At 74.4% G+C, this 20,844-nt stretch carries 19 protein-coding genes; 15 read left to right on the top strand and 4 right to left on the bottom strand.

Features of this window, described 5'->3' with window-relative positions:
* The first annotated feature begins 103 nt into the window (after positions 1-103).
* Complete coding sequence (locus ACQ9ZG_RS04740) at positions 104-847, top strand: helical backbone metal receptor (protein WP_109914976.1); 744 nt, start codon at positions 104-106, stop codon at positions 845-847.
* Here the strand turns inward: ACQ9ZG_RS04740 and ACQ9ZG_RS04735 are convergent.
* Positions 786-2,057, bottom strand: coding sequence for a TDT family transporter (locus ACQ9ZG_RS04735; protein ID WP_499279971.1), 1,272 nt, complete (start codon positions 2,055-2,057; stop codon positions 786-788). The genes ACQ9ZG_RS04740 and ACQ9ZG_RS04735 overlap by 62 nt on opposite strands.
* A 70-nt stretch (positions 2,058-2,127) precedes the next feature.
* Between ACQ9ZG_RS04735 and ACQ9ZG_RS04730 the strand changes: the two genes are divergently transcribed.
* The gene (locus tag ACQ9ZG_RS04730) at positions 2,128-3,075 is read left to right on the top strand and encodes a LysR family transcriptional regulator (RefSeq protein ID WP_028420018.1); all 948 of its coding nucleotides are present in this window, start codon (positions 2,128-2,130) and stop codon (positions 3,073-3,075) included.
* Between the two features lie 40 nt (positions 3,076-3,115).
* Positions 3,116-4,087, top strand: coding sequence for a DUF2510 domain-containing protein (locus tag ACQ9ZG_RS04725; RefSeq protein ID WP_499279970.1), 972 nt, complete (start codon positions 3,116-3,118; stop codon positions 4,085-4,087).
* A gap of 12 nt (positions 4,088-4,099) precedes the next feature.
* On the opposite strand, the gene ACQ9ZG_RS04720 is transcribed toward ACQ9ZG_RS04725, so the two are convergent.
* A complete protein-coding gene (locus tag ACQ9ZG_RS04720; RefSeq protein WP_109914024.1) occupies positions 4,100-5,302 on the bottom strand; it encodes an amino acid deaminase/aldolase in 1,203 nt (400 codons plus the stop codon).
* Positions 5,303-5,797: 495 nt separating this feature from the next.
* Between ACQ9ZG_RS04720 and ACQ9ZG_RS04715 the strand changes: the two genes are divergently transcribed.
* From ACQ9ZG_RS04715 to ACQ9ZG_RS04705, 3 genes are read left to right on the top strand one after another with little or no spacing between them, the layout of a single operon-like run.
* Entirely contained in the window at positions 5,798-6,883 is a 1,086-nt protein-coding gene (locus ACQ9ZG_RS04715) for a hypothetical protein (protein ID WP_499279968.1), read from the top strand.
* On the top strand, positions 6,880-8,064 hold the full coding sequence (mycP, locus tag ACQ9ZG_RS04710; RefSeq protein ID WP_499279967.1) for a type VII secretion-associated serine protease mycosin: 1,185 nt from the start codon (positions 6,880-6,882) through the stop codon (positions 8,062-8,064). The genes ACQ9ZG_RS04715 and mycP overlap by 4 nt, the downstream gene beginning before the upstream one ends.
* 50 nt (positions 8,065-8,114) lie before the next feature.
* Positions 8,115-8,843 (top strand): SseB family protein, encoded by a 729-nt coding sequence (locus ACQ9ZG_RS04705; RefSeq protein WP_028420023.1) that lies wholly within the window; start codon positions 8,115-8,117, stop codon positions 8,841-8,843.
* A gap of 101 nt (positions 8,844-8,944) precedes the next feature.
* Here the strand turns inward: ACQ9ZG_RS04705 and ACQ9ZG_RS04700 are convergent, their stop codons facing one another.
* Positions 8,945-9,310, bottom strand: a complete 366-nt coding sequence (locus ACQ9ZG_RS04700) for a DUF1844 domain-containing protein (RefSeq protein ID WP_018487849.1) — start codon at positions 9,308-9,310, stop codon at positions 8,945-8,947.
* Between the two features lie 389 nt (positions 9,311-9,699).
* Here ACQ9ZG_RS04700 and infC point away from each other — a divergent pair, with 389 nt between their 5' ends.
* From infC to ACQ9ZG_RS04655, 9 genes are all read left to right on the top strand, one after another.
* Complete coding sequence (gene infC / locus ACQ9ZG_RS04695; RefSeq protein ID WP_078507634.1) at positions 9,700-10,338, top strand: translation initiation factor IF-3; 639 nt, start codon at positions 9,700-9,702, stop codon at positions 10,336-10,338.
* 119 nt (positions 10,339-10,457) lie between these two features.
* A complete protein-coding gene (gene rpmI, locus ACQ9ZG_RS04690) occupies positions 10,458-10,652 on the top strand; it encodes a 50S ribosomal protein L35 (RefSeq protein ID WP_003970213.1) in 195 nt (64 codons plus the stop codon).
* Between the two features lie 107 nt (positions 10,653-10,759).
* Positions 10,760-11,143 (top strand): 50S ribosomal protein L20, encoded by a 384-nt coding sequence (rplT, locus tag ACQ9ZG_RS04685; protein ID WP_018103794.1) that lies wholly within the window; start codon positions 10,760-10,762, stop codon positions 11,141-11,143.
* A 192-nt stretch (positions 11,144-11,335) separates the two neighbouring features.
* Positions 11,336-12,181 carry a TrmH family RNA methyltransferase gene (locus ACQ9ZG_RS04680; protein WP_028420024.1) on the top strand — a complete coding sequence of 282 codons (846 nt, stop codon included), beginning with the start codon at positions 11,336-11,338 and terminating at the stop codon, positions 12,179-12,181.
* A 246-nt stretch (positions 12,182-12,427) separates the two neighbouring features.
* On the top strand, positions 12,428-13,528 hold the full coding sequence (locus tag ACQ9ZG_RS04675) for a sensor histidine kinase (RefSeq protein WP_499279966.1): 1,101 nt from the start codon (positions 12,428-12,430) through the stop codon (positions 13,526-13,528).
* A gap of 115 nt (positions 13,529-13,643) precedes the next feature.
* Positions 13,644-14,783, top strand: a complete 1,140-nt coding sequence (gene pheS, locus ACQ9ZG_RS04670; protein ID WP_028420026.1) for a phenylalanine--tRNA ligase subunit alpha — start codon at positions 13,644-13,646, stop codon at positions 14,781-14,783.
* Positions 14,783-17,296 (top strand): phenylalanine--tRNA ligase subunit beta, encoded by a 2,514-nt coding sequence (gene pheT / locus ACQ9ZG_RS04665; RefSeq protein WP_499279965.1) that lies wholly within the window; start codon positions 14,783-14,785, stop codon positions 17,294-17,296. The genes pheS and pheT overlap by 1 nt, the downstream gene beginning before the upstream one ends.
* Before the next feature lie 414 nt (positions 17,297-17,710).
* Positions 17,711-19,060, top strand: a complete 1,350-nt coding sequence (locus tag ACQ9ZG_RS04660; RefSeq protein WP_099219563.1) for an NsdA family TPR-like regulatory protein — start codon at positions 17,711-17,713, stop codon at positions 19,058-19,060.
* 87 nt (positions 19,061-19,147) lie between these two features.
* The gene (locus ACQ9ZG_RS04655; RefSeq protein ID WP_109916377.1) at positions 19,148-19,678 is read left to right on the top strand and encodes an NUDIX domain-containing protein; all 531 of its coding nucleotides are present in this window, start codon (positions 19,148-19,150) and stop codon (positions 19,676-19,678) included.
* A 207-nt stretch (positions 19,679-19,885) separates the two neighbouring features.
* Here ACQ9ZG_RS04655 and ACQ9ZG_RS04650 read toward each other — a convergent pair whose 3' ends face one another.
* Entirely contained in the window at positions 19,886-20,746 is an 861-nt protein-coding gene (locus ACQ9ZG_RS04650) for a 3-hydroxybutyryl-CoA dehydrogenase (RefSeq protein ID WP_026237483.1), read from the bottom strand.
* Positions 20,747-20,844: the final 98 nt, after the last annotated feature.

The raw sequence follows: 20,844 nt of genomic DNA, 5'->3' as shown, positions 1-20,844 counted from the left end.
CGAGGCGGCGTCCGACGTGCCGACCTGGTCCGACGGCGCCTCCGGCGCGCGGACCGGGCCCGAAGGAGCGTCCGACGGGACGATCCGCGGGGGCCCGTCCGGCGTGCCGACCCGGCCCGGAGCGCCGAGCGTCCGCCCCCGGGTCGTCTCCCTGGTCCCCTCCCTCACCGAGGCCGTTGCCGCCACCGCCCCCGGGCTGCTCGTCGGCGTCACCGACTGGTGCACGCACCCGGCGGATCTCGCCGCCGCCCGCGTCGGCGGCACCAAGAACCCGGACGTGGCCGCGATCACCGCCCTCGCCCCGGATCTGGTGATCGCCAACGAGGAGGAGAACCGCGCCCCCGACCTCGCCGCACTGCGGGCGGCCGGACTGGACGTCCTGGTCACCCGGGTCCGCACGCTGGAGCAGGCCTTCACCGAGCTGGACCGGGTCCTCACCGCCGGCTGCGGCCTGCCCCGCCCCCGCTGGCTGGACGAGGCCGAGGCCGCCTGGGCCGCCCTCCCCGCGCCGTCCGACGACCCCCGGCCCGCCGTCGTGCCGATCTGGCGCCGCCCCTGGATGGTGCTCGGCTCCGACACCTTCGCCGGCGACCTGCTGGCCCGGCTCGGGGTGCGCAACGTCTACGCGGACCACGCCGAGCGCTACCCGCGCATCCCGCTCGACGAGCTGAACGCGTCCGGTGCCGAACTGGTCGTCCTGCCGGACGAGCCCTACCGCTTCACCGCCGACGACGGGCCCGAGGCCTTCCCCCGCCTGCCCGCCGCCCTCGTCGACGGCCGCCTGCTCACCTGGTACGGGCCGTCGCTGGCGCGGGCCGCCCGGGAGCTGCCGTCAGCGCTCCGCTGACCACCCCCCGTACGGTCCGCACCCCGGCCACCGCCCACGCCACCACCAGGAACACGTAGAGCGCCACGGCCGGCCAGGTCAGGGCGGAGAGCCCGGTGTGCCGGGCCAGTCCGGCCACCCCCGTCACACACGTACCGACGGGGAAGGTGAACGCCCACCAGGTCATCGCGAACCCCATGCCGTTCCGCGCCGCCCTGATCACCATCGCGCCCGCCAGCGCCAGCCACAGCACCGCGAACCCCATCACCGGCACCCCGTAGAGCACGGCGAACGCGCCGAACGCCGAGGCGTAGGGGCTCGCCACCGCCCCCGGAGCCGCGTCGGCCAGCTGGTTGACGGCGGTCGTCGACTGGCCCAGCGGCCCCAGCACCAGGAAGAGCGTCGGGGTCAGCGCCAGGGGCAGCGGACCGTGGTGGACGAGCCGGGCGAAGACCAGCGGCAGCACCACCAGCGTGGCCAGCAGGGAGAGCCCGAACATGGCGTAGCAGGCCAGCAGCAGCGCCTCCCGCCCCTGCCCCCCGGGCACATGGGGCACCAGCAGCGCCCCCTGCGTGGCCGAGACCATCGGGGCGACCAGCGGCAGCAGCCAGACGGGCGACGCGGTCCCCGGCGCCGGACGGTGCCGTACGACCATCAGATACGGGACCACCACGGCGGCGCCCAGCCCGATCGCCGTCCCCGCGACGAAGAGCACCACGTCCACGGCGAGCGCGGCCCGTGCGCCGATGACGTCCGCCCCCACGGTCAGCGTCGCCCCGCCGACCGCGAGCAGCGCCATGGAGAGGCACCCGTAGAAGGGGGCGACGGCCGGGTCCAGGAGGTGGGCGCGGGCCTGGTCGCGGTGGTGGAGCCAGTGTCCGGCCCGGGCGGTGAGGACGGCGGCCAGCAGGAGGGCGGAGAGCGCCCAGACGGCGGTGCACGCGGTCCGGAGGCCGGGCACACCGACCGGGAGCGCCGCCCCGGCGGCGGCCACGATCGCGGTGCCCATGACGCTCGCGTACCAGTTGGGGCCGATGTGCCGCAGCGCGGGCAGCCGTGGCCGCGCACCGTCCGGACCCGCATCGGCGGCCCGACCGGGGCCGTCCGGGCGTGGGCCGTGCGCACGTCGGCCGCCCGGGAGCGCACCGTCCGGACCCGGCCCCTCCGGAGAGGGCAGGGGAGCGGTGCCGGGGGCCGACAGGGGGGCGCTGGTCTGCGGAAAGATGGCCATGCCATGATTCTTCGCCCGCCTGCCCGGGCCCACCAGGGACTCCGCCCCTATGAGGTCATAAGGTGAATTTATGAGCAGTGAGACGCCCGTGCCCCCCACCCCCCTCTCCCACCGGGTCCCCGACCTCGGGGCGCTGGAACTGCTGCTCGCCGTCGCCCGCCACGGCAGCCTCGGCCGGGCCGCCAAGGACCTCGGCATCACCCAGCCCGCCGCCTCCAGCCGTATCCGCTCCATGGAACGGCAGCTCGGCGTGGCTCTGATCGACCGCTCACCGCGCGGCTCCCGGCTGACCGGCGCGGGCGCGCTCGTCACCGACTGGGCGCGCCGGGTGGTGGAGGCCGCCGAGGCGTTCGACGCCGGGGCACAGGCACTGCGCGACCGGCGGGACTCCCGGCTGCGGGTCGCGGCCAGCATGACCATCGCCGAATACCTGCTGCCCGGCTGGCTGATCGCCCTGCGCACCGACCGCCCGGACACCGCCGTCTCGCTCCACGCAGGCAACTCGGCGGACGTCGCCCGCCGCCTGGTGACCGGCGAGGCCGACCTGGGCTTCGTCGAGGGCCTGTCGATACCGGAGGGCCTGGACGGCACGGTCATCGCCCACGACCGCCTGGTCGTCGTGGTCGCCCCCGCCCACCCCTGGGCCCGCCGCCGCACCCCGCTGCTCCCCGGCGAACTGGCCGCCACCCCGCTGATCCTGCGCGAGCACGGCTCCGGCACCCGGCAGGTCCTGGACGCGGCCCTAGCCGTCCACGGCGGGCTCGCCCAGCCCCTGCTGGAGCTCTCCTCCACGACCGCCGTGAAGGGCGCGGCGGAGAGCGGCGCCGGACCGTGCGTCCTGAGCGAACTGGCCCTGGGCGAGGAGCTGTCCGCCCGCCGCCTGGTCAAGATCCCGGTCGCGGGCGTACGGCTGCGCCGCCAGCTGCGGGCCGTCTGGCCGGCGGGCCACCGCCCCACGGGCCCGGCCCGCGACCTGCTCTCCCGCACCGGCCGGAGCGGGGTGCCGGGTGCCCCGTAGCGGCTGCGAACCCCCGGCGGCCGCCGCCTAGAGTGGCCCCATGACCTTCGCGACGCCGCCCGGCTGGTACCCGGACGCGGGCACACCCGGCACCGAGCGCTGGTGGGACGGCACGGCCTGGACCGCGCACACCCGCCCGCTCGGCGCCGCCGGCGCCCCGTACGAACCGGCCGGGCAGCCGTACGCGTCCGATCCGGCCCACCAGCCGTACGCACCCCGGACGTCCGGACCCCCGCAGCCCGTCGGCCGGGGCGGCGGTCGGACGAAGGTCCTGGCGATCGCCCTCGCGGGCCTGCTGGTCCTGGGCTCGGCCGTCACCGCCGTCGTCCTGCTGGGCCGCGACGACAGCGGTACGCGAGCGGCCCCGGCCCCCAGCCCTTCCGCCCCGGCCACCGCCACACCCGCCCCCTCCACCACGCCCTCCTCGGACGACGGCGCCCCGGGGGACGACCCCGCCGTCCTCGTCGACCAGCTCAACGGGATCACGCTGGCGGTGCCCGAGGGCTGGGAGAAGGCGAGGACCGCCACCGGAGGCGTCCCCACCGTCCGGACCGCCCTCTCCTACGACTGCCCCGGCACCTCCGGCCTCTGCTACCGGGGCACGGTCTCCACCCACACCGCCCGCGCCGACCAGACCGACCCCAAGGCCATCGCGGAGGCCGACATCACCACGGCCGCCGACAAGGCCTACGGGGAGGACGTCCTCGGCCGGCGCACCCACGGCGGGATCACCTCCCACCGGGTGCTCGAGGAGGGTCCGGTCGCGGTCGCCGGGCGCACCGGCCACCTGGTGCGCTGGCGGGTCGTCACCGGGAAGGGCCCCGGCGGGGTGGTGCAGTCCGTGGCGTTCCCCTCGACGGCGGGCACCGGGACCCCGGTGATCGTCCGGTTCGCCTTCGACGCGGACCGGCCGGAGCTGCCGCTCTCCCTGATGGACACGATCACCCGGTCCATCCGCCCGATCGGGGACAGCGCGACCAACGGCGGCGTGGGCTCGACGATCGGCCCCTGAACGCCCCCGGGATCAGAGGAAGGTCTTCCCTTCCCCCCGGTACGTCGGAACGGTCGCCGTGACCCGGTCGCCCTCGATCAGCCGGAGCGCGTCGAAGCGCTCGCACAGCTCACCGGCCTTGGCGTGCCGGAACCAGACCTTGTCCCCGATCAGCAGATCGTCGGCGGGGGAGCCGAGCAACGGCGTCTGGACCTCGCCCGCGCCCTCCTGCGCGTCGTAGCGCAGCCCTTCGGGGAGGTACGGGACGGGGGAGCGGTCCGCGCCCGCCGCCCCCGACGCCGGGTAGCCGCCGCCGAGCACCGTCACCACGCCCACGCCGGGCCGCCGCACCACGGGCTGGGCGAACAGCGCGGCCGGGCGGGCGGTGAACGAGGTGTAGTTGTCGAAGAGGCGGGGCACGTACAGCCCCGACCCGGCGGCGATCTCCGTGACCGCGGCCTCGGCCGCCGTGTGCTGCACACTGCCGGTGCCGCCGCCGTTGACGAACTCCAGCTCCGGCGCGACCGCCCGTACGGCCCGCACCACCTCGGCCCGCCGGACCGCCAGCTCCTTGCGGGCGGCGGTCTGCATCAGCCGGATCGCCCGGGACCGCAGCGGCCGCCCGGCCACCGCGTCCCCGACCCCGGCGACATGCCCCTCGTACGCCATCAGCCCCACCAGCCGGAACCCGGGCCGGCGTGCCACCGAGCGGGCCAGCTCGGCGAGCTGGGCAGGGGAGCGCAGGGGGGAGCGCAGCGCGCCGATCCTGACCCGGCCGCCCAGCAGCCGCAGCGAGGTGTCCAGTTCCAGACAGACCCGGATCTCCTCCCGGCCACCGGCCCGGGCGGCGTCGATCAGCTCCAGCTGGGAGTGGTCGTCCACCATCACCGTCACGGCTGCGGCCAGCTTCGGATCGGCGGCCAGCTCCGCGAAGGCGGCCCGGTCGGCGGACGGATACGCCAGCAGGACGTCGTCGAACCCGGCCCGCGCCAGCCAGAGCGACTCCGCCAGGGTGAAGGACATGATCCCGGCGAACCCGGGCCGCGCGAGCACCCGCTCCAGCAGGGCCCGGCACCGCACGGACTTGCTCGCCACCCGGATCGGCTTCCCGCCCGCCCGGGCCACGAGATCGTCGGCGTTGTCGTCGAACGCCTCCAGATCGACGATCGCCAGTGGGGCGTCGAGATGGGCGGTGGCCCGGTCGTACCGGGCCCGGTCGGCGGCGCGGGCAGTCATGGCCGCAGCTTGCCAGAGAGCGCTACCCCTGGGTAGGGGACGTTCGGGGCAGATCGGCCGAGGCCGGACGTCCCGTTCCCCGCCGTAGGCCCGCAGCCCGTAGAGTGACGGGCACGCGAGCACCAACGCGCCTGACGGCGGCGGTGATCCGTGGTCGGTACGGGAAGTGAACCAGGGGGCCGGATGAGTACCGAAGCGCAACGCGCTCCCGTACCCCCGCGCCCGGCCTCCCCACCGCCTTCCGCTTCCCCGGCGGTCCCCCCTCCTCCCACGGCTCCGACCCCCGCGGACCCGCCGACGACCCCGCAGGCCCCCGCCCGGCCGACGGCCCCGCACGCGCCCGCGCAGCGGACGGAGCCGGTACCTTCCACTTCCGCCCCGAGGCCTCCCGCCCCGAGGCCTCCCGCCCCGAGGCCTCCCGCCCCGAGGCCTCCCGCCCCACCGGCGTCCGCTGCTCCGACGGCCGCGCGGACGGACCCCGCGGCGACCGCGGCCGTGCCCGCCGCCCCGCCCGTACCACCGAACCCGGCCGGGGCCCCCGCGCCCCCGCGGACGCCACCGCCCACCGCAGGCCCCGGGCCGTCCGCGCCCCCGGCCGCCGGTCCCGCTCCCACCCACCCCGGCCCGCCCGCCGCCTTCACCACCCACCCCGGCCCGCCCGCCGCCTTCACCACCCGGCGCAGGCCCGTCGGGGCCGTCGACCTCACCCCGGCGCCGGGGGCCGTTCCGCAGCCGCCGCCCCCGGGGGCGTACCGCGTGCCGGCGCGCTACGGCTACCCCGAGACGCCCGTGGAGACCACCACCCGGCTGCGGCCCGTCCCGTCCGGGCGACAGCGGTGGCGGGCGGTCTCGGCGGCGGCCTGTGTCGTGCTCGGGCTCGGGCTGATCGGCGGGGCGGCCACCGGGGCCTGGCTGACCGGGGACTCCTCGGCCGAACCCACCCGGACCCCGTACGCCACCGGCCGTACCGTCTGGCACACCGTCCCCGTCGACACCCTCTTCCCGCCCACCCTCAAGGGCACCGGCGCCGGGCCCGGCGGGACCGACCGCACCTGGATCCGGCTCTCCGTCGCCCCGGACGGCGACTGCTCCCAGGGGCTCGACCCGCTGCTGCGCACCACCCTGCGGTCCGTCGGCTGCGAGCGGATGGTGCGGGCCACCTACACCGACGTCACCCGCTCCTCCGTCACCACCGTCGGCGTGGTCGTCACCGAGGCCGACGAGGCCGGGATGCAGGCCCTGAGCACCCGGTTCACCGAGCAGAGGCTCGCCGGGCGCAAGGACCTGATGCCCCGTACGTACGCCCCCGAGGGCACCCTCGCCGCCGGGTTCGGCGACCGGCAGCGGGCCAGCTGGACCGTCCGGCCGCTCACCGAGATCCCCGTCGTCGTCTTCGCCGTCTCCGGCTTCGCCGACGCCCGTACCGTCCCCGAGCCGCAGCCCGCCGACGCGGCCACCGAGACGGGCGCCGACACGGACATCGCCCAGGCCGGGCTCGGCCACGAGGCCAGGGGCATCGCGGACCGGGTGGAGCGAGGGCTCCGCAAGACCGTCACCGATCTCGTGGAGCCCCCCGTATGACCCGACGACGACCCCGCCGCGTCCTCGCCGCGGTCTGCGCCGCCGCCGTCCTCGCGCTCACCCCCGCCGCCCCCGCCCACGCGGACGCCATCCGCGACCAGCAGTGGGCCCTGGCGGCCCTGCACACCGACCGCGCCTGGCAGACCACGAAGGGCGCGGGCATCACCGTCGCCGTCCTGGACACCGGCGTCGACGGCTCCCACCCGGACCTGGTCGGCCAGGTGCTCCCCGGCAAGGACCTCGTCGGCTTCGGCGCCGAGCGCGGCGACTCCTCCTGGGCCCTGCACGGCACCGCGATGGCCGGGATCATCGCCGGACGCGGCAACGGCCCCGGCCGCGCCGACGGCGTCCTCGGCATCGCCCCCGAGGTCAGGATCCTGCCCGTCCGGGTCATTCTGGAGTCCAAGGACCCCGCCCGCGCCGAGGCCCGCAAGACCCGCGGTACCGCCCTCGCCGACGGCATCCGCTGGGCCGCCGACAACGGCGCCGACGTCATCAACCTCTCCCTGGGCGACGACAGCGAGTCCGCCCACCCCGACCCGGGCGAGGACTCCGCCATCCAGTACGCCCTCTCCAAGGGCATCCCCGTGGTCGCCTCGGCGGGCAACGGCGGCGAGAAGGGCGACCGGATCTCCTACCCGGCCGCCTACCCCGGCGTGATCGCGGTCACCGCCGTCGACGAGTACGGCACCCACGCCTCCTTCTCCACCCGCCGCTGGTACGCCACCGTCAGCGCGCCCGGCGTCGACATCGTCGTGGCCAACCCGGACGGCCACTACTACATCGAGTGGGGCACGTCGGCGGCCGCCGCGTTCGTCTCCGGAGCCGTCGCCCTGGTCCGCGCGGCCCACCCCGGCCTCGACCCCGCCCAGATCAAGAAGCTCCTCGCGGACACCGCCCGCGACGCCCCCGCCGGGGGCCGCGACGACGCCCGGGGGTACGGGATGGTCGACCCGGCGGAGGCCATCGAGGCGGGCTCCCGGCTGCGCCCCGGCGACCTCGGCGCCCAGGCCGCCCCGGCGGGCCACCGCGAGGAGTACTTCGGCCCCGGCCCCACCCCGCCGCCCGCCGACGGCGACCCGGTCAACTGGGCCGCTCCGTTCGCCGGCGGCCTCGGCGCGGCCCTGCTGGCGGCGGCGGTCGTCCTCTGGCGGGGCCGCAACGCCCCCGGCCGCCGCTGAGCCGCCACCCCTGGCCTCCTGGCCCCGGCCCCAGGCACTACGCTCGTCCCGTGGCGCTCAAGAACATCCCGGACCCCGGTTTCTCCGACGACGACGGCTCGGCCTCTCCGGCCCTGACCAGCGCACTCGACGCCTGGTCGAAGGACCGCACCGCCGTCGGCCCGGTCCTCACGGCCCTCCGGGAGGCCCGGCTCCTCGTCCCCGTCGTCGCCGTCCTCGGTGAGGTGGAAGAGGACGAGAAGGGACTGCGGCGCGAGAAGACCAGCGACATGGCCGTTCCCACCCTCAAGGCCGGTGACCGGCGTGCGCTCCCCGCCTTCACCTCGACCGCGTCGCTGGCCCGCTGGGACCCCGAGGCGCGCCCCGTCGCCGTACCGCTGCACCAGGCCCTGCAGGCCGCCGCGCACGAGAAGGCCGACACCCTGGTGCTGGACCTCGCCGGGCCCGTCGCCTTCGAGCTGAGCGGGCAGGCGCTCCTGGCCCTGGCGGAGAACCGGACCAGCACCGACCCGCTCCAGGACCCGGCGGTGCTCGACGCCGTCCGGGACGTGGTCGCCGCCGAGCCCGCCGTGCTCCGCGCCCACCTGGGCCCCGGCCGGGCGGACGGCACCCTCGCCCTGGTCCTCGCCCCGGACGCGCACCCCGCCGAGACGGCCCGCCGGGTGGCCGGGGCGCTCTCCGCCAGCGAGGCTCTGAGGGCCCGGCTGGTCGGCGGCCTGGACCTGGCCCTGCTCCCGGCCGGCGCCGCCGCGCCGGGGGAGCCGCTCTTCAGCCGCTGAGCCGCGCACGCCCGTCCGGACGAGGCGCCGAGGCCGCGCACGACAGAGCCCGCCACCCTGCGACAGGGCGGCGGGCTCACGTCCGTACAGGCGGCAGAGGCCTAGCCGTAGACCGGGCCCGTGTACTTCTCGCCCGGACCCTTGCCCGGCTCGTCCGGCACCAGCGAGGCCTCGCGGAAGGCGAGCTGGAGGGACTTCAGGCCGTCGCGCAGCGGCGAGGCGTGGAAGGTGCTGATCTCCGTGGTGGAGGCGTCCAGCAGCCCGGCCAGGGCGTGGACCAGCTTGCGGGCCTCGTCCAGGTCCTTGTGCTCCTCGCCCTCCTCCGTGAGGCCGAGCTTCACCGCCGCCGCGCTCATCAGGTTGACGGCGACCGTCACGATGACCTCGACGGCGGGGACCTCCGCGATGTCGCGGGCCATGGCGTCGAAGCCGGGGTTCTCACTGCTGGTGGGGGTCGCGTCGCTCATGCCCACACGATAAGGCCCGGCCGCCGGGGCCCTGTCCCCGGGAGGCCCGGCACCCGGGGATTAGCGCCTTGGCAGGTCGGCTGTTAACCTGTGACAACGACCGGCCGGACACCTGTGTGCCCGGCCCACAAGTGGAGGCTCCGATCTCCCACCTGACCGTCCGCACCGGACGGCGGGTCACCGGTCAGGCGGTCCCCATCGTTCCGTACGGACGATGGAGCCGCCCGATGCGCCCCGCGGGTTCACCGTGGCGGTGCTCCGGTAGTTCCAGGAGCCCCGCCTGTGTCCCGTCCGGGGCATTTTTGCGCTTCCGGCCCGGTTGGTCATGACGTTACAGACGTTACGCGGCTGTCCGCCAGGCGGTCGCGTGGTGCTACCGAGGAGGATCCATCAGCGCCGAGCCCCGCATCAACGACCGGATTCGCGTTCCCGAGGTCCGACTTGTCGGTCCCAGCGGCGAGCAGGTCGGGATTGTTCCGCTTGCCAAGGCCCTGGAACTCGCACAGGAATACGACCTCGACCTGGTCGAGGTGGCGGCGACAGCCCGTCCGCCCGTGTGCAAGCTCATGGACTACGGGAAGTTCAAGTACGAGTCGGCCATGAAGGCCCGTGAGGCGCGCAAGAACCAGGCGCACACGGTCATCAAGGAGATGAAGCTCCGGCCGAAGATCGACCCGCACGACTACGACACCAAAAAGGGTCACGTCGTCCGGTTCCTCAAGCAGGGCGACAAGGTCAAGATCACGATCATGTTCCGTGGTCGTGAGCAGTCCCGTCCCGAGCTGGGGTTCCGACTGCTCCAGCGTCTCGCTTCGGACGTGGAGGACCTGGGCTTCATCGAGTCCAACCCGAAGCAGGACGGCCGGAACATGATCATGGTTCTGGGCCCGCACAAGAAGAAGACCGAAGCCATGGCCGAGGCCCGCGAGGCCCAGGCCGCCCGCAAGGCGGGGCGTCAGGGTCCGACCGACGCCGCGCCCGAGGACGGCGCCGCCGAGGCTTCGGGCGAGACACCTTCCGAGGCGTGACCTCAGGGGTCGCCACCCAGGCGGCCCCGGGTCCCCCCGGAAACCCATAGAGACTGACGCCCCCGCAGTCCGGTGCCCCGCACCGTGGGGGGCGCCACTGACGAGGAGAGAACGGCGCGATGCCGAAGAACAAGACGCACAGCGGTGCCAGCAAGCGCTTCAAGATCACCGGCTCCGGCAAGGTGCTCCGCGAGAGGGCCGGCAAGCGCCACCTGCTCGAGCACAAGTCGTCCAAGAAGACCCGCTCGCTGACCGGCACGGTCGTCGTGGCTCCGGCCGACGCCAAGAAGATCAAGAAGCTTCTCGGCAAGTGAGGCCCGGCCCCCGGTCCGTTCCGGGGGCACGACCTCGATCACACCGGGACCAATTCGTTTCCGGGCCGTGTGAAGACACCCACGGCCCCGCTACAAGGAGTTAACAAGTGGCACGCGTCAAGCGGGCAGTCAACGCCCACAAGAAGCGCCGGGCGATCCTCGAGCAGGCCAGCGGTTACCGCGGTCAGCGTTCGCGCCTGTACCGCAAGGCCAAGGAGCAGGTCACCCACTCCCTGGTCTACAACTACAACGACCGCAAGAAGCGCAAGGGCGACTTCCGTCAGCTGTGGATCCAGCGCATCAACGCCGCTGCCCGCCAGAACGGCATGACGTACAACCGCCTCATCCAGGGTCTGAAGGCCGCCAACATCGAGGTGGACCGCAAGATCCTGGCCGAGCTCGCGGTCAACGACGCCAACGCGTTCGCCGCCCTCGTCGAGGTCGCCCAGAAGGCCCTCCCGAGCGACGTCAACGCCCCGAAGGCCGCCTGATCCAGGCCCCACCTTCCAGGTAGTACGTGAACCGGACCCGCAGGCGCCCGCCGTCTGCGGGTCCGGTGCGTTGCCGCCGCGCCCACGGCCGTACGCCCGCCGTACGCCCCTTCACGCGCGGCCCCCGCCGCCGTACGCCCCCGTACGCCGATCCCACCGCCGCACGCAGAGCAGAGAGGCCCGCCGCCGACCATGGGCACCCCCGAACTGATCTCCCCGCGCTCCCCGCGCGTCGCCGCCGCCCGCCGGCTGGCCCGCCGCAACTTCCGCGGCAAGGAGCGCAGGTTCATCGCCGAGGGGCCCCAGGCCGTGCGCGAGGCCGCCGCCCACCGGGGCGGGGACGGACAGCCCACCCTCATCGAGCTGTTCGCCACCCCCGAGGCCGCCGAGCGGTACGCCGACATCGTCGCCGCCGCCCACACGGCGGGCGCCCGGGTCCATCTGGCCGGGGACGACGTCCTCGCCGACGTCTCGCAGACCGTCACCCCGCAGGGCCTCATCGGCGTCTGCCGCTTCCTGGACTCCCCGTTCCAGGAGATCCTGGACGCCCGGCCCACCCTGGTGGCCGTTCTGGCCAACGTCCGCGATCCCGGGAACGCCGGCACGGTGCTGCGCTGCGCCGACGCGGCGGGCGCCGACGCGGTGGTGCTCACCGACGCCTCGGTGGACCTCTACAACCCCAAGTCCGTACGGGCGTCGGTCGGTTCGCTCTTCCATCTGCCCGTCGCCGTCGGCGTCCCGGTCGAGCAGGCCGTGCGGGGGCTCCGGGACGCCGGGGTGCGCATCCTCGCCGCCGACGGGGCCGGGGACGACGACCTGGACGACGAGCTGGACGCGGGCACCATGGGGACCCCGACCGCCTGGGTCTTCGGCAACGAGGCCTGGGGGCTGCCCGAGGAGACCCGGGCGCTGGCCGACGCCGTCGTCCGCGTGCCCATCCACGGCAAGGCGGAGAGCCTCAACCTCGCCACCGCCGCGGCCGTCTGCCTTTACGCCTCCGCCCGCGCCCAGCGCCCGCGCCGCGCACCGGAGGCGTAGCCCGGCTCCCCCCGCGTACGCCCCCCCGGCACCGGACGCGCGGACCCCGCTGCCCGGCGTCCACGGGCCCGCCCGACGCTCCGTCACCGAACGGTCCCGGCCATTCGCGTACGTCGTCCACCGGCGCACTCCCTCCGCGCGCCCCCGCAGGGTGTCGCCGGTTCCCCGACGGCTAGTAGGGTGACGAACTCGGGGGCCCACTGCACCGGTTCGAGAGGTGGGGATACGGGAATGACGGCTGTCGGCATGAGTTCGCCGGGACCGGCGCACACCGCCGCCGCGCGCGTGGACGGCCCCGGGCTCGACCCCGACGACCTGCCCGACGGGCTCGTCGTCGCCGACGAGAACGGCCGCGTCGTCTGCTTCAACGCCGCCGCCGCGCGCATCACCGCCACCCCCCGCTCGCAGGCCCTCGGCCGCCCCCTGGCGGTGGCCCTCCCGCTGGAGGACCTCAAGGGCAAGCGCTGGTGGGCGCTGACCGACCCGTACGGCGGCCTCGCCACCCGGGGCGGCCAGCCCGAGCGGAACCTGCTGTTGCCCGGCGGCCGTGAGGTGCTTGTCTCCGCCCGCTACGTACGCGAACACCCCACCGGGCCGGTACGCCGGGTGGTCGTCTCGCTGCGCGGCACCGAGGCCCGCCGGCGCACCGAACGCAGCCACGCCGAGCTGATCGCCACCGTCGCCCATGAGCTGCGCTCCCCGCTCACCTCGGTGAAAGGGTTCACCGCCACCCTGCTCGCCAAATGGGAGCGCTTCACCGACGACCAGAAGCGGCTGATGCTGGAGACCGTGGACGCGGACGCCGGACGGGTCACCCGGCTCATCGCCGAGCTGCTGGACATCTCCCGTATCGACTCCGGCCGGCTGGAGCTGCGCCGCCAGCCCGTCGACATCGCCGCCGCCGTCGCCCGCCACATCCAGGCGCTCATGGCGGCCGGACAGGCCCCCGACCGCTTCCGGGTCCGGGCCCGGGGGCCGCTGCCCGACCTCTGGGCCGACCCCGACAAGATCGACCAGGTCCTCGGGAACCTCCTGGAAAATGCGGTGCGCCACGGCGAGGGAACCGTCACCATCGACATCGCCCCCGCACCCGCGCCGGGCTGCGACGAGACGGGAACGGCTGTCACCGTGAGCGATGAAGGCCCCGGCATCCCCGAGGAGTCGATGGGCCGTGTCTTCACCCGCTTCTGGCGGGGGAGCAAGCGCGGCGGCACCGGCCTCGGCCTCTACATCGTCAAGGGCATCGTCGAGGCGCACGGCGGCACCATCACCGTCGACCGGGGGCCCGGCGGCGGGGCCGAGTTCCGATTTATCCTGCCCGTGAGCGCACCCGCCTATCTGGGGTGAGGCGCCCGCGGGCGCCCCGACCGTCCTGCGGCCTTTAGACTCGACCTTTGGCACCTTTGCGTCCAGCGGTCTCCAGCCGGGTCGCGCCACCAGCCAATCGGAAGCACGGGAAGAGATGTCGGCACCGAACAAGTCGTACGACCCAGTCGAGGTCGAGGCACTGAAACCGGAAGAGATCGAGCGCATGCGGGACGAGGCGTTCGCCGCCTTCGCCGCCGCCGGCGACCTCGACGCGCTCGCCCAGGCGAAGACCGCGCACACCGGAGGTACCTCGCCCCTGTCGCTCGCCAACCGCGAGATCGGCGCCCTGCCCCCGCAGGCCAAGGCCGAGGCGGGCAAGCGCGTGGGCCAGGCCCGCGGCGCCGTCTCCAAGGCACTGGCCGCCCGCCAGGCCGAGCTGGAGGCCGAGCGCGACGCCCGGGTGCTCGTCGAGGAGGCCGTGGACGTCACACTGCCCTACGACCGCGTCCCGGCCGGCGCCCGCCACCCGCTGACGACGATCATGGAGCGCGTCGCGGACGTCTTCGTGGCCATGGGCTACGAGATCGCCGAGGGCCCCGAGGTCGAGGCGGAGTGGTTCAACTTCGACGCCCTGAACTTCGTGCCCGACCACCCGGCCCGCCAGATGCAGGACACCTTCTTCGTCCGGGGCACCACGGCCGACGGCAGGGCGACCGAGGGTGACGAGTCCGGCGTCGTGCTCCGGACGCACACCTCGCCCGTCCAGGCCCGCTCGCTCCTGGAGCGCAAGCCGCCCGTCTACGTGGTCTGCCCCGGCCGGGTCTACCGCACCGACGAGCTGGACGCCACGCACACCCCGGTCTTCCACCAGATCGAGCTGCTCGCCGTCGACGAGGGCCTCACCATGGCCGACCTCAAGGGCACCCTGGACCACATGGTCCAGGCGCTCTTCGGGCCGGACATGAAGACCCGGCTGCGGCCGAACTTCTTCCCGTTCACCGAGCCGTCCGCCGAGATGGACATGGTCTGCTACGTCTGCCGCGGCGAGTCCGTCGGCAACCCCGACCGCCCCTGCCGCACCTGCGGCAGCGAGGGCTGGATCGAGCTGGGCGGCTGCGGCATGGTCAACCCCAAGGTGCTCACCGCCTGCGGTGTCGACCCCCAGAAGTACAGCGGATTCGCCTTCGGGTTCGGCATCGAACGGATGCTGATGTTCCGCCACAACGTCGAAGACATGCGAGACATGGTCGAGGGTGACGTCCGGTTCACCCGGCCGTTCGGGATGGAGATCTGATGCGCGTCCCGCTTTCCTGGCTGCGGGAGTACGTCGACCTGCCGGAGACGGAGACCGGCCGTGACGTACAGGCCAAGCTCGTCTCCGTCGGCCTCGAGGTCGAGACCGTCGAGCAGATCGGCGCGGGCCTCAAGGGCCCCCTGGTCGTCGGCCAGGTCCTGACCATCGAGGAGCTGGAGGGGTTCAAGAAGCCCATCCGCTTCTGCACCGTCGACGTCGGCTCCGCCAACGGCACCGGCGAGCCGCAGGAGATCGTCTGCGGCGCCCGCAACTTCTCGGTCGGCGACAAGGTCGTCGTGGTCCTCCCGGGCGCGGTCCTGCCCGGCGACTTCGCGATCGCCGCCCGCAAGACGTACGGCAAGACCTCCCACGGCATGATCTGCTCCACCGACGAGCTGGGCATGGGCGACGACGGCACGCACGGCATCATCGTGCTGCCGCCGGAGCACGAGGTCGGCACCGACGCCATCGAGCTGCTCCAGCTCGTCGACGAGGTCCTCGACATCGCCGTCACCCCGGACCGGGGCTACTGCCTGTCCGTGCGCGGGGTCGCCCGCGAGACCGCGACCGCCTACGGGCTGCCGCTGCGCGACCCGGCGCTGCTGGACGTGCCCGCGCCCAACGCGTACGGCTACCCGGTCCAGATCTCCGACCCGCTTCGCTGCGACCGCTTCACCGCCCGCACCGTCACCGGCCTCCAGCCCGAGGCCCGCTCCCCGATCTGGATGCAGCGCCGCCTGCAGAAGGCCGGGATGCGCCCGATCTCGCTGGCCGTCGACATCACCAACTACGTGATGCTGGAGCTGGGCCAGCCGCTGCACGCCTACGACCGCAACCGGGTCGACGGGCCGATCGGCGTCCGCCGCGCCCAGCAGGGCGAGAAGCTCACCACGCTGGACGGCACCGTCCGCGTGCTGGACGCCGAGGACCTGGTGATCACCGACAACCGCGGGCCGATCGGCCTCGCGGGCGTCATGGGCGGCGCCAACACCGAGATCGCCGACGCGGACGGCGAGCACGCCCTCACCACCGAGGTCGTCATCGAGGCCGCGCACTTCGACGCGATCTCCATCGCCCGCACCGCGCGCCGCCACAAGCTGTCCTCCGAGGCGTCCAAGCGCTTCGAGCGCGGCGTCGACCCGCAGGCCGCCGCCGCTGCCGCGCAGCGCACGGTGGACCTGCTGGTCCTCCTCGCGGGCGGCACCGCCGAGGCCGGGGTCACCGAGATCACCGCCCCCTCCGCCCCGCGCACCATCGCGATGCCCGCCGACCACCCGGACCGGGTCGCGGGTGTGGCGTACGGGCGCGAGACCGTCGTCCGCCGCCTCCAGGAGGTCGGCTGCGACGTCTACGGGCAGGACGAGCTGATCGTCACCGTCCCGTCCTGGCGGCCCGACCTGAACGAGCCGAACGACCTGGCCGAAGAGGTCATCCGGCTGGAGGGCTACGAGAACCTGCCCTCCACCCTGCCGACGCCCCCCTCCGGGCGTGGTCTCACCGACCGCCAGCGGCTCCACCGCCGCATCGGCCGGGTGCTGGCCGGAGCCGGTTACGTCGAGGCGCTGAGCTACCCGTTCATCGGGGACGCCGTCCTGGACCAGCTCGGCCTGGAGAAGGACGACGAGCGCCGCCGTACGGTCGAGCTCGTCAACCCGCTCTCCGACGAGGAGCCCTCGCTGCGCACCACGCTGCTGCCGGGCCTCCTCGGCGCGCTGCGGCGCAACGACGGCCGCGGCAGCCACGACCTGGCGCTCTTCGAGACGGGCCTGGTCTTCCGGCCGACCGGCGAGGAGACCCCCGCCGTCCGGCTGCCCGTCGACCGCCGCCCCACCGACGAGGAGATCGCCGGACTCGACGCGGCCCTGCCGCGCCAGCCGCGCCGCGCCGCCGTCGTCCTCGCGGGCGCCCGCGAGCAGGCCGGCTGGTGGGGCAAGGGCACCCCGGCCACCTGGGCGGACGCCGTCGAGGCGGCCCGCTCGATCGCCGCCGAGGCCGGTGTGGAGGTCACCGTCCGCGCCGACCAGCACGCCCCGTGGCACCCGGGCCGCTGCGCCGCGCTGTACGTCACCGTGGACGGCGAGGAGACCCTCTTCGGACACGCGGGCGAACTCCACCCGCGCGTGATCAAGGCGCTCCACCTGCCGGAGCGGACCTGCGCCGCCGAGGTCGAGCTGGACGTCCTGGAGCAGGCCGTGGACGGAGCGCTCCAGGCGCCCCGGATCTCCACCTTCCCGGTGGCGACCCAGGATGTGGCGCTCGTCGTCGCCGGGGACGTCCCGGCCGCCGACGTGGAGCGGGCGCTGCGCGAGGGCGCGGGTGAACTCCTCGAATCGCTGCGGCTGTTCGACGTCTTCACCGGCGAGCAGATCGGCGGGGGCAACAAGTCCCTGGCGTACGCGCTGCGCTTCCGCGCCGCCGACCGCACGCTGACCGTCGAGGAGGCCTCGGCCGCCCGCGACAGCGCGGTGGCCCTGGCCGCCGAGCGCACGGGCGCGGTGCTGCGCGGGGCGTAGCACCCTCCGGGCGTGGAGAAGGGGCGTATCCGGCCACCGGATACGCCCCTTCTCCTTCTCCCGCCGGGCGGCGGAGGGACCGCACGCGGACCGGACACGGAACCGGGAGGAAGCGCGGTTCCGGTCCCGACCCGCAGCCACCCTCCTTCGTCGTTGGGCAGTGGGTCGTGCGATCCGGCGCCGTCCGCACGGCCACGGAGTGTCGGGCAGGCCGGCGGTGCGGACGGCGCGGGTGCGGGTCGTAGGCCTTACGAGGGGGTGCCGACGACCCGGCCGCCTCTTGCGAGGGAGCCCATTCAACCGACCCCGGTCCCCGCGCGGCAGAGTGCACAGCAGGAGGGTTCGGGCATTCCGTTCACACCCCGTGTGAATCGTGCTCCACTAGGCTCATTGCGACACGCATCTGGGGGGACGATGGAGCCGAATGTCCTGCTCGAATCCCTGATCGACGAGGCCGGGATGTCCCGGGCGGGGCTCGCCGGTCACGTCAACCGGGCGGGCCGGGCCAGGGGCCTGGGCCTGCGCTACGAACATACGGCGGTCTCCCGCTGGCTCAAGGGCCAGCGGCCGCGCGGCCAGGTGCCCGACCTGATCTGCGAGGTGCTGGCCGCCCGGCTGGCCCGCCCGGTCGCCCTCGACGACATCGGCATGGGAACCTCCGGCGGCTGCGGCACGGAGACGGCCGCCCATCCGGCCTCCCTCTCCGGCTTCGTCGACCGGGCCACCGCGCTCTGGCGCTCCGACGAACAGCAGCGCCCCGGCCTGGCCGCCGTGCCCGCCGTCACCGGCACCCCGGCGGTGATGCCGGTCTGGGAGTGGGAGAACCCGCCCGAGGACACCGACGTCTCCCGCCCGGGCCCCGGCCGGGTCAGCATGGCCGACATAGAGACGCTCCGCTCCGCCCGCGACCACTACGAGCAGCTCTACCGCAAGGCGGGCGGCATCGCGACCAGGCCCCGGATCGTCCGCTTCCTCAACGCCGAGGCCGCGCCCCTGCTCCGCGGCGGCCACAGCGACGCCCTCGGCCGCCGGCTCCACCGGGCGACGGCGGCCCTGGTGGCGGTGGCCGGCATCTGCGCGTACGACTCCGACGCCCACGGTCTCGCCCAGCGCTACTTCCACCAGGCGCTGCGGCTCGCCAAGTCCAGCGGCGACCGGGCGCTCGGCGGCTATGTGATCGCCCTGCTGACCACCCAGTCGCTCTTCCTCGGGGAACACCGCCGCTCCATCGCCTTCGCCGAGGCCGCGCTGCGGGCCGCCGGGGACCACATCACCCCGGCCCTCGCCGCCGACCTCCACGCCATGCAGGCCAAGGCGTACGCACAGCTCGGTGACGCGGCGGGCGCCCGCGCCCGCATCGCGCGGGCCCAGGCGCAGGCGGACCGGATCCACACCGGGCGGGAGCCGGACGAGACCGGATACGTCCAGCCGGGCCTGGTCGACGTCCAGGTGGCGGAGGCGCTGCTCAGCCTGGGGGACCTGGACGCGGCACGGGAGCACGCGGCCTCCGCCGTGCGCGCCCCGGCGCACGACCGGGGGCGCGTCCACCGGCTCGCGATGCTCAGCCATATCGAGCTGCTCCAGGGCGAACCGGACCGAGCAGCCGGTACGGCGGCCGAAATGGCCGAGCGGGCCCGGGGGATGGAGTCCCAGCGGATGCGCGACCGGCTGCGCCAGGTGGGGCGGGAGCTGGCGGAGAGCGGCTGCGCCGACGCCGTACAGACGGCCGATCTCATCGGCGGGGCGCTCCGCGTGCCTCTGTGAGCTGCGCCGCGCACCCCGTCGTTCGTTCCGCTTCGCGGCCGACCCTGCTGGCATGTTGCCCCCAACATGTCGAAAGGCGGCAGAAACGTGCAGTGGACGAACCTGAACGAACAGAAGGTGTACGAGAACCGTTGGTTCCGGGTGAACCTGGCGGATGTCGAGCTGCCCGACGGCAGCCATCTCGACCACTTCGTCATCCGGCTCCGCCCGGTCGCCGCGGCCACCGTCGTCAACGGGGCGGACGAGGTGCTGCTCCTGTGGCGCCACCGCTTCATCACCGACAGCTGGGGGTGGGAGCTGGCCGCCGGGGTCGTGGACGACGGCGAGGACATCGCGGCGGCGGCGGCCCGCGAGATGGAGGAGGAGACCGGCTGGCGCCCAGGCCCGCTGCGCCCGCTCCTCACCGTGGAGCCCGCCAACGGCCTCACCGACGCCCGCCACCACCTCTTCTGGGCGGAGGAGGGGCAGTACACGGGCCCGCCGAAGGACGCCTTCGAGTCCTCGCGCCGTGAGTGGATACCGCTGAAGGTGATCCCGGACATGATCGCCCGGGGGGAGGTGCCCGCGGCCAACATGGCGGCGGCGCTGCTGATGCTGCACCACCTGCGGCTGGGCTGAGGGGCGTTCACGGGCCCGCTCCCGTACGCGAAGGAGGACACGGACCCCGCCCCCGTACACCGAGGAGGACTCGGGTCCCGCCCCCTACGCACGAGGAGGACTCGGGCCTCGCCCCCGTACGCGGGAGAGGCACGGGCCCGCTCCCTACGCACGAGGAGCCGGCCCCGGGATCGTCCGGGACCGGCTCCACGAAGTGACGGGGGAGGCTCAGGCGTACGGGTAGAACCCCGACCCCGTCTTGCGCCCCAGGCGCCCCGCGTCGACCATGCGCTGGAGCAGCGGGGGAGCGGCGTACAGCGGCTCCTTGTACTCCGCGTACATCGAGTCCGCGACCGAGGCCACGGTGTCCAGGCCGATCAGGTCCGCGAGCTTCAGCGGCCCCATCGGGTGGGCGCAGCCCATCTCCATGCCGTTGTCGATGTCCTCGCGGCTCGCGATGCCCGACTCGAACATCCGGATCGCGGAGAGCAGGTACGGGATCAGCAGCGCGTTCACCACGAAGCCCGACCGGTCCTGGGCGCGGATCGCGTGCTTGCCCAGCACGTCGTGGACCACGGCCTCGGCGCGCTTGACGGTCTCGTCCGAGGTGGTCAGCGCCGGGATCAGCTCGACCAGCTTCTGGACGGGCGCCGGGTTGAAGAAGTGGATGCCGATGACCCGGTCCGGGCGCGAGGTGGCGACGGCCAGCTTCACCAGCGGGATGGAGGAGGTGTTGGAGGCGAGGATCGCGTCCTGCCGGACCACCACCTGGTCCAGGACCTGGAAGATCTCCGTCTTGACCTGCTCGTTCTCCACGACGGCCTCGATGACGAGGTCGCGGTCCGCGAACTCCCCGAGGTCGGTGGTGAAGCTGAGGCGGCCGAGGGTCTCGTCCCGCTCCTGCTCGGTGATCTTGCCGCGTTCGGCGGCCTTCGAGAGGGAGTTGTGCAGCCGGGTGCGGCCGATCTCCAGCGCCTCGCCGGTGGTCTCGGCGACCTTGACCTCGAGGCCGCTGCGGGCGCACACCTCCGCGATCCCTGCGCCCATCTGGCCACAGCCCACCACCCCGACGCGTGCAATGTCGGCCATAGAGTCCGTCACCTCGTGCCTTTCGCTGTTCTCCGCATTGCAGGGTCCCGTGTGATTCCGGTGCCCGCCTCGACCCCACGACGTTACTCCGCGATCCG

The organism is Streptomyces araujoniae (genome assembly GCF_050871195.1).
GTDB lineage: Bacteria > Actinomycetota > Actinomycetes > Streptomycetales > Streptomycetaceae > Streptomyces > Streptomyces bacillaris.
Note: the sequence above shows the minus strand (reverse complement) of the source record. Positions and strands in the feature narration are given on the sequence as shown.